Here is a 24,581-nt window from a genome sequence, read left to right as displayed (position 1 = left end):
AATTTAATTACTATTAAAACTGAGCATATTTTTAGGATATAAGTTTCAATTTATATAGAAATTTAAATAAAATTAAGTAATAATATTATAGGATTAAATGGAGATGAATACAAAGCAAGTTTACATTTATTTATATTTACGATATTATTAATATAGAAAATTATGCATAATAATTAAGTATAGATATTAAGAAGAATAGTAATATAAATAAAATTTAAAGCTCTACATAAAATTATTAAATATGAATAATTGTTATTTTGAAGTTAGAAAAGGGGATTGAATATGAAGAAAATAGTAGTATTAGATGGTAAAACCTTAGGTAATGTAGATTACATTAAATTAAATGAATTTGGTCAAGTAATTTATTATGACTTAACTTTAAAAGAAGAAGTTGCAGATAGAATTAAAGATGCTAATATTATATTAACTAATAAAGTTGTATTAAATAGAGAAAACTTAAAAAATGCAACTGAATTAGAACTCATTTGTGAAGCAGCTACAGGATACAATAATATAGATATTGAATACGCTAGAGAAAGAAAGATTGCAGTTACTAATGTAACTGGATATTCAACTACAACTGTAGCACAACATACCTTTGCTATGTTACTTCATTTATATGATAATATAAGTTATTTTGATAATTATATAAAAAGCGGAGAATATTCTAAATCTCCAATGTTCACTAATCTTGAAGTGCCATATAAAGATTTATGCGGTAAGGTATGGGGAATAATTGGACTTGGGAATATTGGAAAAAGAGTGGCTAAAATAGCACAAGCTTTTGGTGCAAGAGTAGTATATTATTCAACTTCAGGAAAAAACGCAGATTCAGATTATGCAAGAGTAGAATTTGATTCGTTATTAAAACAATGTGATATTATTTCTATTCATGCTCCTTTAAATGAAAAAACTGAAGGTTTAATTAATTATGAAGCTTTTACTAAAATGAAAAAAGATGCAGTGGTAATAAATGTTGCAAGAGGTCCTATAATAGTAGATAAAGATTTAGCTAGAGCTATAGATGAAGATATAATAGGCGGAGCTGCTTTGGATGTATTTAAGATTGAACCAATTCCTTTAGAGAATCCATTAATAAATATTAAAAATAAAAATAAACTAGTGTTAACTCCACATGTAGCATGGGCAAGTGAAGAAGCTAGAAATAGATTATTTGCTGATTTGTTAGAAAATATTAGTGCATACAATAGAAAAGAAATAAGAAATAGAGTTGAACTTTAAAATTGTTTTGCATAAAAAGTAAAAAAATACTTACTCTCAAAAAGGATGTTTGTAAACTTTCATAAATAAAGCAATTGAAAATGATAAAAATATAATTCATTATTTTTCTATAATTAAAAAACCATTCACATAAGTTATTTTTTAACTTTATGAATGGTTTTGTTTTATTAAAATTTTTATTTATTTTCTGGAAGACTATTTTTATTATTCATTATCTAGTAGATATTCACGATCTAGAATTTCAGATAATTCAGTAGAAAGATTATTAATAGTTTCGTCAATATTTTCATTACATAATATAATAATCAAATAATTTTTATCGAGATTTTTTTCTACAAATGAAGTATAGCCTGGTAGATTTCCACTATGAAAAACAATTTTGTCCTCATCTTCATTTTCATAAGTAAACCAGCCATAACCATAATTATTTAAATAAGGTGTAAACATTTCATTTAATGATTCCTTAGTAATTAATTCTTCTGAAAATAAAGCATTTTCCCATTTCAGTAAATCTTCAGAGGTAGAATAAATCTCACCAGCAGAGTATGACATTAAGCCTTCCATCTTTGGAGCTTCAGCATGTTCATTTGAATGTTTGTTTATAAAATAATACCCAATAGATTTATTTTTCACATCAGTTTCATTGCTTAAAAAACCTGTTGAAGTTAAGTTCAATGGAACTATTATATTATTTTCTATATAATCCTCATACGTTATATTTGATGCTTTTTCAATTATGTAGCCAAGTAGTATATAGTTTGAATTACTGTACTCAAATGAGGTTCCAGCATTAAAATTAAAAGGTTCATTTTTAAATAACTTAATAAGTTCTTCTGGTGTGTAAACAAGATTATGATTTTCAGTGTCTATTGAATCAGCATAATCTAAATAGTCAGGAATACCAGACGTATGAGTAAGTAGATTATAAATTGTTATATCATCTCCATTGGGATAATCAGAAATATACGTACTCAGAGAATCATTTACATTTAAAAGTTTTTGTTCTTGAAGCATTAAAATTGCTGTAGCAGTAAATTGTTTTGTCAGAGAAGCAATTTCAAAAATTGTCTGTGGTTTATTAGGAAGGCGTTTATTATAATCTGCTATACCATATCCTTTATTTAATAGGACCTCGTCATCCTTAGCGATAAGAATTGAGCCACTAAATTCATTCTTCTTAGAATATCTATCCATATATTTAGCTAATTTAGATTTTATATTATTATCAGAACTGACAACTGTTTTTTCGCGAAAATTTTTTTGAGTTATACTTTCACAGCCTGTTAATAATAACGTTGATATAAATAATAAAATAATAATATTTAATATAATTTTTCTCGGCATTATTAAATCCCCCTTGATATTCAATTTAATAATAATTAGTATTATCCCCTAATCAATATATAATAATTACTAAGTATAAACTCTAATTTGTTTATAAGTATTAGTAAATTACAATTTATTATATACTAATTATAGCAGTGATTTGATAATAATTCATATTGCAGATTGAATGTTAAAGAAAATGTAATAATTAGATTTTCTATTTTATGGATGTAAATTAAATACTTTAATATCAAGTACTCTCATTAAAAACAAGAATAACTTCAACTGGTTTTATTTTTAGTTTAATGTTAATATAGATATTGCTAAGGCATATTCAAAAAATAATAAGTCAGAATGGTAGTCTGTTTTTCGTTATACTTTGTCACTATATTAACCTAATAGCTCTCTATGAGGTTAATATACTTTCTTGTCCAACGAAAAATATACATGTATTAGAGATTTGTTATTTTATTTCTTGTGCCTAAAAGTAATAACTATAAGGAGGATACAAAAATATCATGGCAAGAGTTATTATTGCGGAAAAGCCATCTGTTGCTAAAAATATTGCAGATGCATTTAAGATAAAAACTAGAAGAGATGGTTATTTTGAAGGTGATGGATATTATATAACCTGGGCATTTGGACATCTTTTGCAGCTGTACGATGCAAAGGATTATGATGAAAATATGAAGGGGTGGAGATTTGAGAAGTTTCCATTTATTCCAGAAAATTTTTTGTATAAGGTAAAGTGTGATGGGGTGGATAGAACTATAGAGGATAAGGGTGCTAAAAAACAGTTGGGAATAATAAAGACTTTAATTGACAAAAATGATGTGGATAGTATAATTTCAGCTACCGATTATGATAGGGAAGGTCAGGTTATAGCAGATGAATTATTTGGTTATTTTGAGGTTAAAAAGCCTATATATAGATTACTTTTAAACGAATGGACGCCAGATGAAGTTAAAAGTGGAATGGAAGCTTTAAAAGACAATAAAGAAATGCAATCACTACAGGATGCTGGGATAGGAAGACAGTGGAGTGATTGGATTATTGGAATTAATTTAACGTCTGTAAGTACATTGAAATATAAATTTGAAGAAAATAAAACTATTAATATAGGCAGAGTTTTATTGCCTACTTTAAAGATTATTTATGATAGAGATAAAGAAATAGAAAATTTTACTGCGACAACTTACTATAAATTAATATCAAATTTTAAGAATTCGCAAAATGAAGAGTTTGAAGGACTTTATTATGAAAATGATTCGGAAAAATTCGATATTAAAGAGGATTTGGATAAACTTCTTCCTTTGCTTGAAGGGTCAATAGCGAAGATTATTGACAAACAAACAGAACTAAAAAAAGAATATCCGCCATACTTATTTAATCTATCAAATTTACAAGGATATGTTACAAGTAAGTATAAAGGCTGGACATCTGATAAGGTTCTAAAAGTTGCACAATCACTTTATGAAAAGAAGCTTACAACTTATCCAAGAACAGCAAGTGTAGTTCTGGAGGAAAGCTTAAAAGATAGAGCAAAAAAAGTTTTGGATACCTTAAAAGTTGGATTACCATATGAAGCAGATATTAAATTTAATACCTCTAAAAGAATTTTTGATAGTTCAAAAGTTGAGAGTCATAGTGCTATAACGCCAACATATATTAAGCCATCAGGACTATCAGCAGATGAAAAAATCGTTTATGAAGCTATTAAAAATAGATTTATAATGCAGTTTATGCCTATAGCTGAATTTGAAGAAACTAAGGTAACGTTAAAAGCTGATAATGCAGAAGTTAAAGGTATATTTGTTTCAAAGGGAAAAGTAAAGCTTGTAGAAGGTTGGAAGATAGTTGAAAAAATAGAAAGTAAAGATGTGATTCTTCCAAAGATTGAAAAAGATGAAAATGTGGATATTGTAGATTCAAAAGTTAGTTCAGTCACTAAAAAACCACCAAAGTATCATACAGAAAAGACATTGCTTAGGGTTATGGAAACTTGTGGAAAAGGTGTCGAAGATAAAGAAGAAGATACTGATGAGATGATGCAGGCTATTTTAAGTGGTTATAGTATAGGAACCCCAGCAACTCGAGCTGAGACGATAAAAAAATTAAAAGATATAGGATATTTAAGAACTAAAGGTAAAAACCTTATGTGCAGTGATCTTGGAAGAAATTTAGTGGAAATTTTTCCAGTGAAGGATTTGTTGGATTTAGAATATACAGGAAAGCTAGAAAAAACTCTTTCAGACATTGAAAAAGGTAAATTTGCTAAAAGTGATTTTATGAAATTAATAATAGATTTTACTATTAAGTCTGTAGAGGAAATAAAGAAGGATGAAGGTGCATTATCAAGGTTTAAAGTTGAGATATCTAAGGATATGGTGAACTTAGGGTCTTGTCCTATTTGCGGAAATCCAGTAGTTGAAGGGGAAAAAAGCTTTGGATGCAGCAATTGGAAAAATGGTTGCAAGTATACCATTTGGAAGGATGATAAATATATTGCATCCTTTGGAAAGAAAATATCAAAAGAAATGGTAGAACTTTTACTTAAAAATGGTAAGGTAGGCTTTAGAAATTTAAAAAGTAAAAAAGGAAATACATTTTCGGCTTATTTTAAATATGAAAAGAATAAGGAAACAGGATATTTTAATTGGAAAATTGAATTTATAGATTAAGCTTGGAGTTGAAGTGAAAAATATAGTAATAAGATTAAATGAGTTGTTTCATAAATTTTATCATATGTTTATAAAAAGAATATGAAATACATATTACAATGAGGCAGATATTAAATTTTTAGAATTAATATCTGTCTTTTGTATATTATATTATTCTCAATTAAGGAAAAATTAAGAAATTATTAATTGATAAATAATATATTCTAATCTATAATCTAAGTGTACCACTACAAATAGTACACTTGGGACAATTAAGAAATAATGAAGAATTTATTAATATTAAGATAAGTTTGTAAAAAAGTAAGAGTGTGTTAAAAAATTATTTATTATGTAATATGGGGGAAAAATGAATGAACAGAATCAATAAGACTAAGCTGCTAAGTATATTAGCTATATTTTTTATATTAATTGGTTTTATGCCAACAATATGTAAAGCAGAAAATAAAACAGAAGAAAATACTTCCATTACAATGAAGGTAAGCTATGGAATTCAAGGGAATTTTAAAGGTTCTACAGCAGTACCTGTAAATATTGAAGTAGAAAACAATGGAGAAAATATAGAAGGACAATTGGAAGTAAGAGTTTCAGCTAATACTCCTAATACATATGATGCATTTGTATCAGAAATTAATATAGGAGCTAAAGAAAAAAGAACAGTAACTATTCCAATTAATCTGCCTGAAAACGCTTTAAAATTAGCAGTAGTACTGAAGCAAGGTGAAAATATTATAAAGCAAAATACTGTATTGATTAGTAATGGAAGAGTTGGCGGAGCAGATATGTTTATGGGAATTCTAGCGGATGATTTTAATGGACTTGCCATAAGATTTTTAGATTTTAGTAGTTTGAATAATTCAAATAATAAAAGAGGAGATAGAGTTAATAAGACTACTAGTGTCCCTTTACAATTGAATTCCTTATTAAGAAGTCCTAAAAATATTTCATCATTAGATGTAATTGTAATTAACAATTATAACACTTCTAATTTACAAAGAGAGCAATATGAAAATTTATCTACATGGGTTGAAAATGGTGGAATATTAATAATAGGAAGTGGAGAAAATTCACCTAAAACAATAGAAAATTTGGATAAAGAATTTTTTAATATAACTTATAATGGTACTAAGGATATTAATGGATATACTCTTGCTAAATTAAATTTAAAAGATGCAACTGTAAAATTGCAAGAAGGAGAGGATCAATTAATCTATTTAATTAATAAAGGTCAAGGAAAAATATATATAGCAACCTTTGATTTAGGGAATAAAACAATAGCTACAAAAGATAAGACTATGAATATATGGAAAGAGTGTTTAGGAAAGGATTTTTTAGAGAAAAATAATAGTTCTTACAGACATGGAGGGAATGGTGTACCGTATGGTATTGAAGAATTAAGTAATAATGTGCCATATAGGGAAACTTTTAATATGTGGGTATTAATAATTATATTTATAAGTTATGCACTAATTGTAGGTCTTATTATTTATCTGATAATGAAGAAGTTAAATAAGAGAGAATGGTTATGGGGTATTATTCCAGCTATAGCAATAGCTTTCTCACTTTCACTATATATACTTGGAAGTAGTACACGTATTAAAGATATAGTTCTAAATCAAGTGAATATTGTTACAAGCGATAAAAATGGTACAAGCAAAGTTATTGGATATGCAGGTATTGGATCAAAATATAAAAATGATTTGAAAGTTCAAGAGCCTATCGGAACTACTCTTCAAAATTTTACTAATGACAATTATCATGAAAATGCTGATACAAATAATTTTACTAAATTAGGAACAAAAACTGTATATAGACAAAATAATTCTTACTTTGAATTCAAAAACTTATCAGCATTAAGTATGAAGCAGTTTGAAATTTCTGGACATAAAGAAATAGTTCCAAGTATTGATGCAAATTTAAACTATAGTTCTCGAAAATTATCAGGAAAGATTAAGAATACCTTAGGATATGATATTCAAAAGTTATTGGTAGTATCTTATAACACGATTTGGGAACTAGGAGCGATGAAATCTGATGAAGAAAAGGAAATAGAATCAATGAGTTATTCTGCTTCAGGATTAGCTTCTTATGGAGATAGTTTGAGAAATAACTATTATAGACAATTTAGGTCTGGATCAGGCCATAAAGAAAAAAAGGAAGAATTTAAAGATGTATTGAGAATGAGTAATTTAATATCTAGCATAGGAGAGACAAATATCAATAATCAATCAACATATTTAATTGCAGTAACTGATATGCCTATAGATTATAGATTTGATTTTGGTGGAAAGTCAGTATCTAAATACGATACGACTGCAATTATTCAAGAGATCAATGTAGATTTTACTGACAATGAAGGAAATTTAGACTATCCACTAGGATATTTTAAGGGAAGTATAGTAGAAATAAATGAAAATGTAGATATTGATACTCAAAACAATGTAATTTTTGGAAGCGGAGATTTGGTTTTAGATTATACAATAGATAAAGACATAAATTTATTAGATTTAAAGGTTGGATATGTAGAAAATCCAGAACTTAAAAAATCAAGCTTTAAGGGATCTGTGTCTGTTTATAATTATAAAGAGAATCAATATAAACCAATAAATTACATTGTAAATGGTGAAAGTTTAAAAAATCCAACTGAATATATTAAGGACGGAAAAGTAAGAGTAAAAATGCAATGTAATAATGAAGAGGAAACAGGAGTTCCACAAATTACTGTAAAGGGGAGGACTAAATAATGCTGCTTATTAAAGAGTTAGAAAAATCATATGGAAAATTTCAAGCCCTTAATAAATTGGATTTAGATATTAAACAAGGTGAGATATTTGGATTTATAGGTCCTAATGGAGCTGGTAAAAGTACTACTATGAAAATAGTATCAGGGCTTTTAACTCCAGATAGTGGGGAAGTATATGTTGATGGAATGGATGCCATTAAAAATAATAAAAAGTTAAAAGAAAAAATAGGATATATGCCAGACTTCTTTGGAGTATATGATAACTTGAAGGCATATGAATATTTAGAATTTTTTGGATCAATTCATGGTATTAATGGAAAGGAAATTAAAGATTTATCAATGGATTTATTAGAATTAGTAAATCTAGAAAATAAATATGATGCTTATGTTGATGGATTATCAAGAGGTATGAAACAAAGGTTATGTTTAGCAAGATGTCTAATTCATAATCCGCAATTATTGATTTTAGATGAGCCAGCTTCAGGAATGGATCCTAGAGCAAGATTTGAAATGAAGAACATATTAAAGAATCTTAAAGACATGGGAAAAACAATAATAGTAAGCTCTCATATTTTATCAGAACTGGGTGAAATATGTACGAATATTGGAATTGTAGAAAGTGGAAAAATGGTATGTCAAGGAACTGTGGAAGAGATAATGACAGCAGTAAGCGGAAATCATCCCATTGTAATTACAGTATTAGATAAAATTGAAGAAACAATTAAGATATTAAAAGAAATACCTAAGGTAGGAAAGGTTAAGTTTGAAAATAATAAAATAACAACTGCCTTTAATGGTAATGAAGAGGAATGTGTTATTTTGCTTAAAATGTTAATAAATAATGAAATCCCTATAATATCTTTTAATAGGGAATCAACAAGTCTTGAAGATATATTTATTAAAATAACTGATAAAGAAGCATTAAAGGGGGAAAATAGTTTTGAAAATTAATCCAGTTTTAAAAAATGAAACAAAGCTTTCAGTAAGAAGTTTTAAATTTACTTTAATGATATTCTTTTATGTACTTTTATTATCAGCAGGGGCACTTTTCATATTTAATATTAATATTGAAGAAGCATATTTTAATGGAATAAATTTAGAGAGCATAGTATATTTCTATATTGGAATGTCAGTAATTCAAGCTATTTTGTTAATGTTTATAGTTCCAGCTTTAACATCAACAGCAATTTGTGGAGAAAGGGAAAAGCAAACCTTAGAGGTTCTTTTATCTACAAAGATGAGTACCTTATCAATAATAACTGGAAAGTTATTAGCATCTATAAGTAGAGTTATAATTTTAATTATTTGCACTATGCCTATATATTCAATTGCATTTCTAATTGGTGGAGTAAATCTAGGAAATATATTAGAATTAAGTCTTTTCTTTATTGTAACTACAATATTTGTTGGTTCTATTGGTGTTTGTATATCAACATTTGTAAAAACATCAAAGGTAGCAACAGCAGTTGCATATGGAGTGACCTTAGTAATATTTGTAGTTATAATTATTTTAGCTATAATAGTTGCAACAATCAATGCTTCTAAAAATCCTAATGCTCAAAGTTTAACAGCGCCAATATTTTCTTATTTAAGTCCAACTGTTGGATTTTTATGTTTACTTGCTAAGCAATTAGGAGGAACAAATACTTTTGGATATTTTGGAAGAGGAATAAATAGTTTTATGATTGATTATGGAACTTTTATATCTATGGGAATTCAACTAGCTTTAAGTGTAATCTTAGTCTTTATATCAGCATATAAACTAAATCCTTTAAATAGGGGGCTTAAAATTAGGAAAAGGAAAAATAAAAAATCAAAATAGCAAATTTGATAAAATATTATTATAAATTATAAGTTGTTTTCAGTACATATTTCAAAAAAATAAGTCTTATGAATTTATTTGGAGAAAATTAAAATTTGAATATAACTCATTAAAAAAATTGAAATAGAGGAGATTTTATGAATGCTTTAGATAAAAAGATATTGGATTTTATAAAAAAATCTGGGCGGAAAATAAAATTAAATTTTCTTATAAGTAAAATATTAATGGGGCTTCAAGCCTCATTAGTTTTAACCTTAATTATTTTAATAATAGCTTTGTTCATACCTTTTGAAAGCTGTTATAAGTTAATTAGTGGAATTATAATCATTTCTGCGTTTACAAGTATTCTTTGGGGAATTATTAAATTTCCCAAGAAAAAGGAAATAGCATTAATTGCAGATTCTAAAGGATTAAAGGAAAGAGTGACTACAGCTTTAGAGTTTATTAGAGATGAAAGTGAAATAGCGGTAGCTCAAAAAAAGGATACTGCGCACAGCATAGAAGCATATGATTTCAAAAGAAATTTACCTATAAAGGTTGAAAGAAGAGAAGTATATAATATTATAATACTTGTAATTTTATGCTGTATAATAACTGCAATTCCTACAGTTTCCAAAAAAGAAGCAGAAAAATTAAGGGATTTTACGAGCAGTAAAAATGAAGTTATAAATAAAATAGATAAAGAAGAAAAGAAACTTGAAAAAGATACAGAATTAACAAAAGAGGAAAAGGAAGAATTAAAAAAAATATTACAAGGAGCAAAAAAAGAATTAAAGGAAACTAATAAAAAAGAAGATACAAATAAATTAATGGATAGATTAGAAAAGAAATTTGATGAAATGAAAGAAAAAACTGATTCACAGAAGAAAAAAGAATTAGTTGATCAGGTAAAGAAAAACTTAGTAGAAAAGCAAAAAAATGAAGAAGCTAAAGAAGCCTTAAAAAACTTAAATGAGATAAATAAGAGTTTAAATAAAAATAAAATTGGAAAAGACATTTTAGAAGCTTTAAAATCTGGAGATAAAGAGGCTTTAAAAAATAAATTAAAAGCATTAAATAGTTCTATGCCAAACTTAAGTAATAAAGAAAAAAGTGAACTTTCAAATTCACTAAAAGAAGCAGCGGCTAATTTAAGTGATGAAGAATTAAAGGATCTATTAGAAGAATCATCAGATAAGTTGTTAGAGGGTGAGATAGATCCATCAGAGCTTGCAGATGCATTAGTTTCCTTAAAGACAAAAAGTGATGGAAGTTCAAAAAGCAATAATAGTAAGGATGCTACGAAAGGTAATGGAAGTAGCTCGGGTTCAGGGAATGGATCAGGCCAAGGTAATGGCAGTGGTAGTGGTTCTGGAAGTGGATCTGGAGGAAGCGGAAATGGCGGCGGATGGAATACAGGAAGTAAAAATGGAAATGAGAATACTTCTATTCCAAACAGTGGAGAGCAAGTATTTATTCCAGGAAGACAAGTTGGGAATGATGAAAATCTAAAAGGTGATAAAAGTAGTAATGGAACTTCTCAAAGTATTGAAACTCAAAAGGGATTAAATTTTAATGGAGAAAAGAAAGATTACAATAGTGTAGTGGGAGATTATAGCGAGGAAGAAATAGATTCAATGAATAATTCATCATTACCAGAAAATCTGCAGGATGTAGTAAAAGACTATTTTAATGGATTGGAATAGAAGGGAGATAAATAATGAAGATAAATGAACAATCAATAAAGGAAGTAGCAGAAAAGCTAAGCAAATGTAAAACTGAAATAGGAAAAGGAATCATTGGACAAGAGGAAATAGTCAAAGATGTATTAATAGCAATTTTTTCAGGTGGGAATGTCCTTTTAGAAGGTATGCCTGGACTTGGAAAAACACAACTAGTTAAGACTATAGGAAAGGTGCTAAATCTTGGTTTTTCTAGAATTCAATTTACACCAGATTTAATGCCAGCAGATGTAGTTGGAACAAATTTAATAATTAAGGAAAATGGTTCTACTAAATTTAAATTTGAAAAAGGACCAGTATTTACCAATTTGCTTCTTGCAGATGAAATAAACAGAGCAACACCAAAAACACAATCTGCATTATTAGAAGCAATGGGGGAAAAGTCAGTAACAGTTGGTAAAGTGACTTATGAATTACCGAAGCCTTTTATGGTACTTGCAACTCAAAATCCAATTGAGCAGGAAGGGACATATCCTCTTCCAGAAGCGCAGCTTGATAGATTTCAATTTAAACTAAAGGTTAATTTTCCTAAATTAGATGAACTTATGAAAATAATGGATTTAACCTTATCTAATGAAGAAGTTCAGCTTGAATCTATTTTAAGTGACAATGAAATTTTAGAAATTAGAAAGATAATTTCAGAAGTACCAATGGCAAATCCAGTTAAAGAATATGCATTAAAATTAATTCTTGCAACTCACCCAGAAATAGATGAAGGACATGCTTTGGTTAAAAAATATGTAGAAGCAGGAGCAAGTCCAAGAGCAGCACAAGGATTATTTAGTGGTGCAAAGGTTAGAGCAATAATGGAGGGAAGATTTAATGTATCTTTTGATGACATTAAAGCAATTGTCTATCCGGTACTAAAGCATAGAATTATTTTAAACTTTGAAGGAATAACTGAAGGGATAACTGAAGAATTTATTATAGATAAAATTCTTGAAGACTTAAAGGTGGTCTAATATTAAATGGTGATCGAAGCAATATTAAAATTAGCATATTTAATAGTTGTAATATTAATAGAAATATTAAAGGTTGTGTAAAGAATGGAAGAGAGAATTTTTAATGAAGATTTCTTCAAAAAGTTAAATAAAATAAATTTAAATATAAATTTAAGATTATCAAATGGTGCTCAAGGAGGAAGAAAATCAAAAGCAAAGGGAGCATCAGTTGAATTCTCAGATTTTAGAGAATATATGCCAGGCGATGATTTTAGAAGAGTTGACTGGAATGCTTATGGAAGATTAGATAAGCTGTTTATTAAAGTTTTTATGGAAGAAAGAGAAGGTGTTTTTAACTTTTTTTTAGATAAAAGCAAATCTATGGATTACGGAAAAGATAGCAAAAAGAATAAAGCACTTCAAATTATAGGAGCTTTAACCTATATTGCGTTAAATAATTTAGACAGGGTTTATGTTAATGTAGCAGAAGAAGCTAACCTTTCTCTTTTACGTGGCGGTACTGGTAAAAAGGGCTTTCGAATGGTGCTAAAAGAACTTGAAAATATAGAGTTTAATGGAGCTACAAAGCTTTCAGAAGCTATTGTAAAGAGAAGGATAAATAATAAGGGAGTATCTATTATTGTTTCAGATTTTTTTAATAATCAAGGTATAGATTCAATTGAACAAGGTTTAAAATATTTAGCTTATAAGAAGCAGCAGATTGTTTTAGTTCAAATATTGGCAGATGAAGAAATAAATCCAGCTATTGAAGAGGAAATTACATTAATTGATTCTGAAACAGGAGAAAGAGTTAAACTAAATCTTAATTATAAAGTTATTGAAGCATACAAAAAGGCGTTAACAGATTTTAATGAAAAGCTTAGACATTTAGCTACTAAATATGGTGGAACGTTAATAAGCGTAAATACAAGTAAAAGTTTAGAAGAGATAATATTAAATGATTTTGGAAGGCAGAGAGTAATTTATTAAGTAATTTTAAATTTGCTTAAATAAAAGCAGTAATTGTGTATAGTGCTAATTTATTGTATGATACTAGATGTTTTCTAAAAATAAGGAGGATAGAAAAGTGGGAATAGGAAGTCTTTGGCCATTAGCATTGTTAATAACCATTCCTTTAGTAATATTGCTCTACATATTAAAAAGGAAATACAGAGAAATTGAAGTATCCTCTTCATTACTATGGAAGGAAGCTTATAAAAATACACAAGCTAATACTCCATGGGAAAAGCTAAGGGTAAATATAATGATGATACTTCAAATTATAGTAATATTGTTAATAATATTTGCTTTAATGAGTCCATTTTTTAAATTTGGTGGAAAGACTTATAAAAATTTAATTATAGTAATTGATACTACAGCAAGTATGAGTACTTTATATGATAAGGATAAAACTAGGCTTGAGGCTGGAAAAGAAATAGCAAAGGATTATATAAAATCAATAAAGGAAAGTACTAATAGCTATATAATAGCATTTAATGGAAAGACTAATATAGAAACTAAAAATAGTATAGAAGACATTACTCAAACCTATGGAAGTGGTGATATAAGTAATGCTTTATCTTATGTCAGGTCTTTAGGGGAAGGGTTAGAAGAATATGAGGTCTTAATTGTAAGTGATAAAAAGATTGAGTTAGGAAATATTAATGGAAAGGTAATTTCTTTAGCCAATAGTGGAGAAAATGCAACCATAACTAATTTGTCACATAAATTTTCAGAAAACAAAATGAAAGTTATAACTACAGTAAAGAATACTGGAAATACTGATTATGCAGGAGATCTTTCATTATATAATGGGGAAGAATTGCTAAAGGTTGAATCACTAGATTTACCTAAAGGAGTAAGTAAAACTTTAAATTTTGAACTTGAAGATTTCAAAGGAGATTATTTAAAGGGAGAATTGTCAAACAAGGATTTAATAAAAGATGATAATATTTATTATGATGTGACTCGTAATAATAAAGGAAAAAAAGTACTTTTGGTAACTGAAAAAAATGTATTTTTAGAAAAGAGTTTTAATAATATAGAAAATGTTGAGTTATATAAAACAAATGATGTAAGTAACATGACTGAAGATGCATATGATTTGTATGTTTTTGATGGTGTTATGCCAAAGGTTATGCCTAAAAATGGAAGTTTATTGTTTATAAATCCTGATTCGAATGAGTTTTTCAAGGTGGAGAATAAGGAAGAATTAGGACAAGCAACAGGTGTTGAAGGTCAACTTTCTAAATACACAAAAGATATTAATTTTACACTTTCAAATTATAAAAGTATAGAACTACCTTACTTTGGAAAAGCATTTTTAAAGGTTGATGGAAATACAATTGGATTTTTAGGTGAAGTGAATGGGAGAAGCATTGGTGCTTTAGGTTTTGATATTCATAACAGTGATTTTGCACTAAAAAAAGAATTCCCAATTTTAATTTATGAGCTTGGAGATAAGCTAATTAAATCTGGAATATTATATAAGAACAATTACAAGGGTGGAGACGAAATTTTAATTAAGGGAACTCCAAATGGCAAAAATCTTAGAGTTAAGGCTCCAAATAAAAATTATACAGGGGTTACGCACGGCTCAAAATATGAAAGTATTTCAGAACTTGGACTTTACAAAGTAGAAGAAGAATCTAATGAAAGTGAAAAAAGTGAGGAAATATTTTCTATTAATTTTCCAGCAGATGAAGAAAGCAATTTAGGGGAAGAAAGTATAGGAGAAGAAAATAATTTAAAATCAGAGATGAAGATTTTAAAGAAAGGTTTAAGTTTAGTACCATTATTACTAATGCTTGCATTAATAGGATTATTAACAGAATGGATATTATACTTAAAGGGAAATTAGGTGGATTATTATGAGTATAGAAATAACAAGATCATATGCATTAATATTAATACCAATGATTTTACTATTTATGTATTTAACTTTAAAGAAGTTAAATAATATAGTCCGAAAAGATAAATTAATATTAATTAGTAGAATAATAATATTGATACTTATAGTAATAGGAATTTCTGATACAACTATAAATTTAAAAGGTGAAAATATTTCTACAGTATTTTTATTAGATGTTTCAGACAGTATGAGTGATTTTAAAAGTGAGGGAATTAAATTTATTGATAATGCATTAAAGGAAATGCCTAAAAACAATAAAGCAGGAGTAGTTGTTTTTGGTGATAATGCTTCAATCGATAAGTTTATGGATGATAGTAAAGAATATAAACAAATTAAATCAGGACCTATTGTAAATTCAACTAATATAGAAGAAGCTGTAAATAGTTCCTTAAGTTTATTTGATAAAGGAGCAGCTAAGAGAATTGTACTTATTTCTGATGGTGAAGAAAATCAAGGGGATGCATTAAAAAATATACCTGTAATAAATAAGGAAAATATAGATTTTAAGGTTTATAAGGTTGAAAATGCTTTAGGCGATGAGGTTTATGTAGAAGAGGTTAAGGTTCCGGATAATATTTCTATTGGAGAAGAATTTTCAGTAATTACAAAAATTCAATCTAATGTTCAAACTAAATCAAAACTAACGTTATTTTCAGGAAGAGATAAAAAGGGTGAGCAGGAAGTTGAATTGCAAAAGGGAACCAATACTTTTGTATTTAAAGATATTCAAACTACTGGTGGTTTTAAATTTTATAGAGTTTTAATTCAACCAGAAAAGGATAGTAACAAGAAAAATAATGAATACAGTTGTTTTACAAATGTTATTTCAAAGCCTAATATACTTGTCGTTGAAGGAAAAACAGGCAGCGGAGCTGGTATAATAGAAACTTTAAAAGCTGCCAATAGTGAATATAATGTAATATTACCAGCAGGAGCACCAACAACATTAAATGAAATGTTGGAATATAAAACTATAGTGCTTGCAGATGTACATGTAGATGACTTAAATAAAGGTTTTATGGAAAATGTAGAATCTTATGCTAAGGATTATGGTGGAGGTATAGTTACTTTTGGTGGAGAAAATTCTTATGCTTTAGGTGGTTATAAGAACACAGCTTTAGAAAAGGTATTACCAGTTAATATGGATAAGAAGGGGAAAAATGAAGTTCCTCAAATAAGCATAAGTTTGGTGATAGATAAATCAGGGAGTATGTCAGGTGGAGATGGAAATGTTAGCAAGCTTACTTTAGCTAAAGAAGCTGCAATGAAGTCTTTAGATAATTTAAGAGCTACAGATGAAATAAATGTAATTGCTTTTGATGATAGTTATCAAAAAGTAGTTGAAAGGCAAAGTGTTAAGGATAAAGAAGAAATTAAAGGAATGATTGCAGGGATTGGAAATGGTGGAGGAACATCAATTTATCCAGCATTAGAAGAAGCGTATAAGACTCAAAGCGAGAGTAGTGCTAAAATCAAACATATTATACTTTTAACAGATGGACAAGATGGTTTGGGAATAAATAATTATGAAGAATTAATAGGCAATATTAATAGTGGAGAAATAACCTTATCTACAGTTTCAGTTGGAGAAGATGCAGATGCTGGATTACTTGGTAAATTATCCGAAATGGGAAAAGGTAGATCATATCATACGGATAAATACACAGATATACCTAGAATTTTTGCAAAAGAAGTTTTATTATCAACAGGAACTTATATTATTAATGAAGAATTTCAACCTAAAGTTGTAAGCAATCATGAAATTTTAAGTGGAGTTTTAGTGGATAATTCCCTGCCAACCTTGTATGGATATGTGGGAACTTCAATTAAAGATAAAGCTATAGAAATTTTATCATCAAATCATGATGAGCCAATACTTGCTGCTAATCAATATGGACTGGGGAAGACTGTAAGCTGGATGGCAGATATTAATGGACAATGGAGCGGCAATTTCTTAACTTGGAATAAGGGTGCGCAATTAATAAAAAATGCAATTTATTGGACTATTCCAGATCTTAGTGAGGAAGGAAAAGTATCAATAAATCAAAGTGGAAACGAAGCAGTTGTAGAATTTTATAGTGATTCTGTAAAAGATAGGTCTAAAATTAAAGGTGTATATAATAGTGAAAAAGGCGAAAGTGGAGAATTGGAATTAACACAAGAAGAGCCAGGAAAATTTGTAGGACGAGCTAAGTTAAATGAATTAGGTTTTTATACTTTTAATATACGAGAAGAAAATAATGGTGAAGTATTAAATAATTATAATGGAGCTTTTTCACTTCAATATTCTGAGGAATATAAATTTAATAAAAATAAGAATAAAGTAGATACCTTAGTTAATGAAGTAAAAGGAAGTTTTATTAATAATCCTAAAGATGTATTTAAAGGTGAACTTAAAAGTAACTATAAACCTGTAAATTTAACAATACCAGCATTAGTAGAAGCTATTTTATTATTCCTTTTAGATATAGCTTATAGAAGATTAAATTTAGACTTAAAGAAATATTTTAATAGGTTTAAAGTTAAATTTAATCTTAATAAAGGAAAAGTGAATATAGATATTCATAAGAAAAAAGAAAAAAGGTCCTTTGAAAATTTAAATCAAAACTATGATTTAAATAATAAAGAAAACAAAAATGCTGTAGATTCTGATAAAGTATACAAAAATCAAGGAAAAGAAGAAGCAGTAACTCAAGAAAATATAGAAAAAACAAAAGATAAACCAAAAGAAAAGAAGGAAAGGTCAAAAAACAAAACAGAAAAACTAGATACATCATCTTTATTAAAAAATAAAAGGCAAAGAGGAAATTAAAAATACGTTCTATAATATTTTATTTCAATTAAAATTTTAGTAACCTTTTGTGTATATTATCATAAAAGATGGAATACTAAAGATGAGGTGAATTATATGGAAAGTGTATGGAATTCAGGTTTTAAGTTTAGAAAAAGAGAGACTTTAAGTGAAGATATTGAATGTGATATTGTTATAATAGGGGCAGGGATAGCTGGATTATTAACAGCATATATGCTTAATAAAAGTGGAAGAAATGTTGTGGTTATAGAGGCAAAAAGTATTGCAAGTGGAAATACAAAGAACACAACTGCTAAAATAACATCTCAGCATGATTTGATTTATAATAATATAATTAAAGAATTTGATGAGGAAAAAGCAAGACAATATGCTAAGGCTAATGGACTTGCAATAAAAAAATATAAAGAAATAATTGATGAGGAAAAGATAGATTGTGATTTTGAAGAAAAGGATGCCTATATATACTCTTTAGATAATATTAAAGATCTTGAAGATGAATGTGAAGTGGCTAAAAATTTAGGAATTGATGCAGAATTAGTGAAGGAAGTAAGTCTTCCCTTTGATATTAAAATAGCATTAAAGTTTAAGCATCAAGCTCAATTTAATCCCCTTAAATTTTTAAAACCCATTTCAGAGAATTTAACTATTTATGAAAATACAAGAGCATTAGAGATTAAAGAGAATTTGGTAGTTACAAGGGGTGGAAAGATTAGTGCAAATCATATAGTAGTAGCAACACATTTTCCATTTTTAAATGTTCCAGGATATTATTTTATGAGGATGCATCAAGAAAGATCTTATGTTTTAGCTTTAGAAAATGCTGCAGATGTAAATGGGATGTACAAAGACAATGATAAAAAAGGATATTCCTTTAGAAATTATAAGAATTTATTATTGCTTGGAGGATTAGCGCAAAGATCTGGGGAAAATGAAGATGGTGGAGCGTATGATGAATTAAGAAAGGTAGCAAAAGAACTTTATCCTAATTCAATTGAAAAATATCATTGGTCAGCACAAGATTGTGTGGCCTTAGATACAATACCTTATATAGGGCATTATTCATCTAAAACGCCTAATCTTTATGTTGCAACTGGATTTAAAAAATGGGGAATGACAAGTTCAATGGTAGCTTCAATGATAATAAGCGATATGATTCTAGGAAAGGAAAATGATTTTTCAGAAATATTTTCACCTAGTAGATTTGATATGTCAGCGTCTATGAAAAATGCAGCAAATGATCTAATGAAAACTGCGAAAAATTTTATTGCTCAAAGAATAAATATTCCAGAAGAGCATACTGAAAATGTTCAAAAGGGTCATGGAGCAATAGTAGAATATAGAGGGGAAAAAGCTGGTGTATATAAAGATAAAGCTGGAAATATATTTGCAGTATCAACAAAATGCCCTCATTTAGGGTGTGAACTTCATTGGAATGCTGATGAATTGACATGGGATTGTCCTTGTCATGGCTCAAGATTTGATTATAATGGAAATTGGGTGGAAAGCCCTGCAACTTCATGCCTTGATAATATGTAATGTTTATTTCTTTGTTGGTAAAAAAATGAAAATGGTAATTTTAGTTTATAAAAAATCAAATAAATGGTGAATTAAGTATTAAACTTTAATTAATTATGATATAATTAATTTTAATTTAATGGACGAAGCTGTCTCAAAATGAGTAATATTTTGAGGTGGCTTTTTTATTTTTCTAAATAAGAAAGAAGGTTGATAAGAATGGAGAAATATAATGAAAAATTAACAGAGGTATCAGATGGCTTTGCAGAAACCTATAGTGTAGAACTTTATATAAAAGAGAAGCCAATTATTTTAGAAAATAAATTATTAGAAAATATTAAAAAATATTGTGGTAATGTTAAAATTATATCTAATCAAGAAGCAAATCTTACGTTTGCATTTATGGATCATATACTAGACTATAGAAACGTAAGTGTTCCGGTTACAATGATGATCAGTATAAGTGATGAGCCATCAGAAGGAGAAAAATTAAGAAGATCTTTAGAACAATCGTGGAATTTTGATAGGGATAAGGAGTCTATTAAAAGTTGTAAAATTAAAGTTTTAGTTACAGATTTAATGGCAATTGGATTAGAGTATACTAAAAGAGTAGAACTTTTTCAAAAAGCACTTTATGCTATTGTTGAATTGATACCATGTGAAGGGATTAATTTTCATATTTCAGAGCAAGTTATAAGTAGAGAGGATTACTTAGAAAATAATCCGTTAAATGATGAATATGATCTTTTATTTGGGATATTAAATGTAAGATTATTCAAAATTGAAGGTCAAAAAAATGAGTATATAATGGATACTCTAGGACTTTCAGCAATTGGATTATGTGATTTGCAATGTCATTTTAAGAATTTAGATCCGAATGGAATATTAAATATTTTATATTCATATGGATACTATATTTTTGATAATCAAGATGCCATTGATAATATGACAACAGTTGAGGGGATTTGCAAGAATGATAAATGGAAATGCACACATGAAGTTGCACTGGCAGAGCCAGAAAGGGTTGTATTAGATATAAATCCAGGAAAAGAATTTTCAAGCAAAAGTAGAATATGTTAATCAAGTCGAAATCAATAAATTGTAATATGACAGTGCATATGAAAATATAAAATGAAAAAAACATTACATTTTGTATTGACATAGAAAACTTATCCTAGTAAACTTATAAAAGAAATTTAAGATAACTTAATAAATTTATAGAAAACAATGACGTTTTCATTTCTAAGAAGGATATATTTAACTACAATATACCTTTTTGGAGTGAGAGCGTTTTTTTATTATTAAATTTAAAAATAAAATTGAATAATCAATTATTCAAGGGGGAATAAAAAATGGATTTGTTAAACGGCGCAGATATGGGCTTTGTAATTATTAGTGCTGCTTTAGTAATGCTAATGGTACCAGGGTTAGCTTTATTTTATGGTGGTATGGTAAGGAGTAAGAATGTATTAAGTATTACAGTTCAAAATTATGCAGCTCTTGTTATTATATCTTTGCAGTGGATTTTTATAGGGTATTCATTAGCCTTTGGTCCAGATACAAATGGAGTAATCGGTGGATTGGATTGGAGTTTTTTAAAGAACATAGGAATAGCACCTAATGTAGACTATGCATCCACAATACCACATTTAGAATTTGTAATATTTCAATTAATGTTTTCTGCAATTACTGTAGCTGTTATTTCAGGGTCAGTTGCTGAACGTATGACATTTCCAGCGTTTTTATTATTCGCTCTTTTGTGGAGTACACTAGTTTATGATCCGATTACTCATTGGGTATGGGGAACAAATGGATGGTTAAAGAATTTAGGAGTACTTGATTTTGCGGGAGGACATCCTGTTGAGATTAATTCGGGTGTTTCAGGACTTGTTGCAGCAATTGTTATTGGTAAAAGAAAAAAGGCAAGCCCAGAGCCACATCATATACCTATGGCAATACTTGGTGGAGGACTTTTATGGTTCGGATGGTTTGGATTTAATTCAGGAAGTGCTCTTTCTATGAATTATGTGGCAGTTAATGCATTTGTGACAACCAATACTTCAGCAGCAGCGGGAGCAGTTGGCTGGATAGCTTGTGAATGGATTATGTATAAGAAGCCTACAGCACTTGGAATTGTCAGTGGAGCAATAGCTGGATTGGTTGCAATAACTCAAGGGGCAGGTTTTGTAAGTCCTATGTCAGCTGTATTTATGGGATTAGTCGGAGGAATATTAAGTTTCTTTGCTATAGCAATATTAAAGAGAAAATTAGGTTATGATGATACATTAGATGCTTTTGGTTGTCATGGGATAGCTGGAATATGGGGCTCTATAGCTACAGCTATATTTGCATCAAAGTCAATTAATCCAGCAGGGGCAGATGGATTAATATATGGTAATTTTGAACTTCTAAAAGTTCACTTAATATCAACCTGTGCAACCGCATTATATGCAGCAGTTGTTACTTTCCTAATAATTAAAATTATGAGTTATATTATGAATATAAGAGCTACATCAAAAGAAGAAGCAGAGGGCTTAGATGTGTCTTTACATGGAGAAGAAGCTTATTCAGGTTTTAATAGATAAAAATTTGTTTTGACAAAATGGGATGTGTTAAAATAGTAATTCTGAATGTAGCTGCTAAAACTAATGATTTAGACAAAAGTGAAATAGATGTTGTAAAAACTGTAATGAACAAATCTAAAGATGAGATGGATAATAATATTTTAATTTTGCGTTTAGAGGGAAGTAAGATGAATTTATGGAATATATAAATTATATATAAAATTTTTACAGGCTTAAAATACTATATTATCATTTAAAAATTACCATTGAAACAGCCATTGTAATTGATAAAAATCTACCAGTATTGTATAATTGTTTAGAGAAAATTAAAGTAATATAAGCAATATAGGAGGCAATAAATATGGAAAAAATAAAAATGTCTACTCCATTAGTTGAAATGGATGGAGATGAAATGACAAGAATAATTTGGGGGGCAATAAAAGAGGAATTATTAAATCCTTTTATTGAATTAAACACAGAATATTATGATCTTGGATTAGAATATAGAAATCAAACTAATGACCAGGTTACTGTAGATTCGGCAGAAGCCATTAAAAAATACAAAGTTGGTGTAAAATGTGCAACGATAACGCCTAATGGCGCAAGAATGAAAGAATATGATTTAAAAGAAATGTGGAAGAGCCCTAATGGTACTATAAGAGCAATATTAGATGGTACAGTATTTAGAGCACCAATTACAGTAGAACCAGTAAAACCATATGTTAGAACATGGAAAAAGCCTATTACTATAGCAAGACATGCTTATGGAGATATATATAAAGATGTAGAAATGAAAATAGAAGAAAAGGGCAAGTGTGAACTTGTATTTACTTCTGAAAGCGGAGAAGAAAAAAGAGAGTTAGTACATAATTTTGCTGGAAACGGTGTTGTTATGGGAATGCATAATCTTAATAAATCAATTGAAAGCTTTGCAAGAAGCTGCTTTAACTTTGCTTTAGATACTAAGCAAGATTTATGGTTTGCAACTAAAGATACAATTTCAAAGAAATACGATCATACTTTTAAAGATGTATTTCAAGAAATTTTTGATTCTGAATATAAGACTAAATTTGATCAAGCAGGAATTGAATATTTCTATACATTAATAGATGATGTTGTAGCGAGAGTAGTTAAATCTGAAGGTGGAATGATTTGGGCTTGTAAAAATTATGATGGAGATGTAATGAGTGATATGGTAGCTACAGCTTTTGGATCTCTTGCAATGATGACATCAGTATTAGTTTCACCAGAAGGAAACTATGAATACGAAGCGGCTCATGGTACTGTTCAACAACATTACTATAAGCATTTAAAAGGTGAAGAAACCTCTACAAATTCAATAGCAACAATATTTGCATGGTCTGGAGCTTTAAGAAAAAGAGGAGAACTTGACAATAATGATGCATTGGTTGAATTCGCAGATAAGTTGGAAAAATCTTCGATAAAGACAATTGAAGATGGAATGATGACTAAGGATTTAGCATTAATAGCAGAACATAATAATATACAAACATTAAATACATTTGATTTTATTAAGGCTATAAGAAAAACATTAGAAGAAATACTTTAAAATTTAAAGTCTAGTGAGTAATTAACTTTAGTTAAAAGGGAGGATATATATTTATTACTTTAGGTAATTAAATATATGTTCTCTTTTTGTGTATAAGAAAATTAGTGATTTTTTGAAGGTTGTAAAGATCTATTAAACAATATATACAATGAGTTTGTAGAAAAATTTTAAAATAAATTTAAATTAATCAAAAGAGTATTTTATCAATAGTTATTTATAAAGGAGCTTCTTATAAAATTACTGGATTTCGGTAGATTTATAAGAAGCTTCTTGTTTTTAATTATATAGAATACTTTTTATAAAAAGATAATTTTGGAAATTAATGATTAATAAATTACTAATATAATAAAGAATATTCACATATCACGAAATCTTGAATAAAATTATCAAAAATAAAACGATATTAATGATAATTTCGTAATTATATGAAAAAGTATTGAAAATCATTTTCAACTATTAAAAAAAGTGGTAATATAAATTATGGAATAGTTAATTAAAATCATTATCAATTGGAAGGTGAGATATATGCCATTAATATTAGCGGATAAAGGAAATGAAATGAATATTATAAAGATAACTGGAAATGATGAAACAAAAAGATTTTTAAATAGCTTGGGTTTTGTAGCAGGAGAAAAGGTTAAAATTATTTCTGAACTTGGCGGGAATCTTATAATAAATGTTAAAGATAGCAGAGTAGCATTAGATAAAGGTATGGCAAGTCGAATAATAGTATAGA

Annotated in this window: 17 protein-coding genes; 16 read left to right on the top strand and 1 reads right to left on the bottom strand. The window is 28.1% G+C overall.

Annotation, left to right across the window (positions count from 1 at the left end):
* Nucleotides 1-282: 282 nt before the first annotated feature.
* Nucleotides 283-1,242: a D-2-hydroxyacid dehydrogenase gene (locus CLPUN_RS06610; protein WP_077846530.1), complete on the top strand. Its 960-nt coding sequence runs from the start codon at nucleotides 283-285 to the stop codon at nucleotides 1,240-1,242.
* A 204-nt stretch (nucleotides 1,243-1,446) separates the two neighbouring features.
* Here CLPUN_RS06610 and CLPUN_RS06605 read toward each other — a convergent pair whose 3' ends face one another.
* The gene (locus CLPUN_RS06605; protein ID WP_077846529.1) at nucleotides 1,447-2,586 is read right to left on the bottom strand and encodes a serine hydrolase domain-containing protein; all 1,140 of its coding nucleotides are present in this window, start codon (nucleotides 2,584-2,586) and stop codon (nucleotides 1,447-1,449) included.
* A gap of 500 nt (nucleotides 2,587-3,086) precedes the next feature.
* On the opposite strand from CLPUN_RS06605, the gene CLPUN_RS06600 reads away from it, so the two are divergent.
* The 15 genes from CLPUN_RS06600 to CLPUN_RS06535 all read left to right on the top strand — a co-directional run bounded on the left by CLPUN_RS06600 (nucleotide 3,087) and on the right by CLPUN_RS06535 (nucleotide 24,580).
* Nucleotides 3,087-5,249, top strand: a complete 2,163-nt coding sequence (locus tag CLPUN_RS06600; protein ID WP_077846528.1) for a type IA DNA topoisomerase — start codon at nucleotides 3,087-3,089, stop codon at nucleotides 5,247-5,249.
* 350 nt (nucleotides 5,250-5,599) lie between these two features.
* Nucleotides 5,600-7,990: a CARDB domain-containing protein gene (locus tag CLPUN_RS06595; RefSeq protein ID WP_077846527.1), complete on the top strand. Its 2,391-nt coding sequence runs from the start codon at nucleotides 5,600-5,602 to the stop codon at nucleotides 7,988-7,990.
* The gene (locus tag CLPUN_RS06590) at nucleotides 7,990-8,940 is read left to right on the top strand and encodes an ABC transporter ATP-binding protein (protein WP_077846526.1); all 951 of its coding nucleotides are present in this window, start codon (nucleotides 7,990-7,992) and stop codon (nucleotides 8,938-8,940) included. The genes CLPUN_RS06595 and CLPUN_RS06590 overlap by 1 nt, the downstream gene beginning before the upstream one ends.
* Nucleotides 8,930-9,811, top strand: a complete 882-nt coding sequence (locus tag CLPUN_RS06585) for an ABC transporter permease (protein ID WP_077846525.1) — start codon at nucleotides 8,930-8,932, stop codon at nucleotides 9,809-9,811. Before CLPUN_RS06590 ends, CLPUN_RS06585 begins: the two co-directional genes overlap by 11 nt.
* A gap of 137 nt (nucleotides 9,812-9,948) precedes the next feature.
* On the top strand, nucleotides 9,949-11,496 hold the full coding sequence (locus CLPUN_RS06580) for a hypothetical protein (protein ID WP_077846524.1): 1,548 nt from the start codon (nucleotides 9,949-9,951) through the stop codon (nucleotides 11,494-11,496).
* A gap of 14 nt (nucleotides 11,497-11,510) precedes the next feature.
* Entirely contained in the window at nucleotides 11,511-12,494 is a 984-nt protein-coding gene (locus CLPUN_RS06575; protein WP_077846523.1) for an AAA family ATPase, read from the top strand.
* A gap of 84 nt (nucleotides 12,495-12,578) precedes the next feature.
* Entirely contained in the window at nucleotides 12,579-13,463 is an 885-nt protein-coding gene (locus CLPUN_RS06570; protein WP_077846522.1) for a DUF58 domain-containing protein, read from the top strand.
* Nucleotides 13,464-13,560: 97 nt separating this feature from the next.
* Nucleotides 13,561-15,333 (top strand): vWA domain-containing protein, encoded by a 1,773-nt coding sequence (locus tag CLPUN_RS06565; RefSeq protein WP_077846521.1) that lies wholly within the window; start codon nucleotides 13,561-13,563, stop codon nucleotides 15,331-15,333.
* 10 nt (nucleotides 15,334-15,343) lie between these two features.
* Nucleotides 15,344-18,196: a VWA domain-containing protein gene (locus tag CLPUN_RS06560; protein WP_077846520.1), complete on the top strand. Its 2,853-nt coding sequence runs from the start codon at nucleotides 15,344-15,346 to the stop codon at nucleotides 18,194-18,196.
* A 96-nt stretch (nucleotides 18,197-18,292) separates the two neighbouring features.
* Complete coding sequence (locus tag CLPUN_RS06555; protein WP_077846519.1) at nucleotides 18,293-19,732, top strand: FAD-dependent oxidoreductase; 1,440 nt, start codon at nucleotides 18,293-18,295, stop codon at nucleotides 19,730-19,732.
* A gap of 198 nt (nucleotides 19,733-19,930) precedes the next feature.
* On the top strand, nucleotides 19,931-20,791 hold the full coding sequence (locus CLPUN_RS06550) for a DUF4261 domain-containing protein (RefSeq protein ID WP_077846518.1): 861 nt from the start codon (nucleotides 19,931-19,933) through the stop codon (nucleotides 20,789-20,791).
* Between the two features lie 272 nt (nucleotides 20,792-21,063).
* The gene (locus CLPUN_RS06545; RefSeq protein WP_077846517.1) at nucleotides 21,064-22,296 is read left to right on the top strand and encodes an ammonium transporter; all 1,233 of its coding nucleotides are present in this window, start codon (nucleotides 21,064-21,066) and stop codon (nucleotides 22,294-22,296) included.
* A 17-nt stretch (nucleotides 22,297-22,313) separates the two neighbouring features.
* Nucleotides 22,314-22,484, top strand: a complete 171-nt coding sequence (locus CLPUN_RS27525) for a hypothetical protein (protein WP_158078712.1) — start codon at nucleotides 22,314-22,316, stop codon at nucleotides 22,482-22,484.
* Nucleotides 22,485-22,636: 152 nt separating this feature from the next.
* Nucleotides 22,637-23,845 carry an NADP-dependent isocitrate dehydrogenase gene (locus CLPUN_RS06540; protein WP_077846516.1) on the top strand — a complete coding sequence of 403 codons (1,209 nt, stop codon included), beginning with the start codon at nucleotides 22,637-22,639 and terminating at the stop codon, nucleotides 23,843-23,845.
* A gap of 525 nt (nucleotides 23,846-24,370) precedes the next feature.
* Nucleotides 24,371-24,580 carry a FeoA family protein gene (locus CLPUN_RS06535; protein WP_077846515.1) on the top strand — a complete coding sequence of 70 codons (210 nt, stop codon included), beginning with the start codon at nucleotides 24,371-24,373 and terminating at the stop codon, nucleotides 24,578-24,580.
* Nucleotide 24,581: the final 1 nt, after the last annotated feature.

Source organism: Clostridium puniceum (assembly GCF_002006345.1).
Taxonomy (GTDB): Bacteria; Bacillota; Clostridia; order Clostridiales; family Clostridiaceae; genus Clostridium; species Clostridium puniceum.
This window is presented reverse-complemented; position numbering and strand designations above follow the sequence as displayed.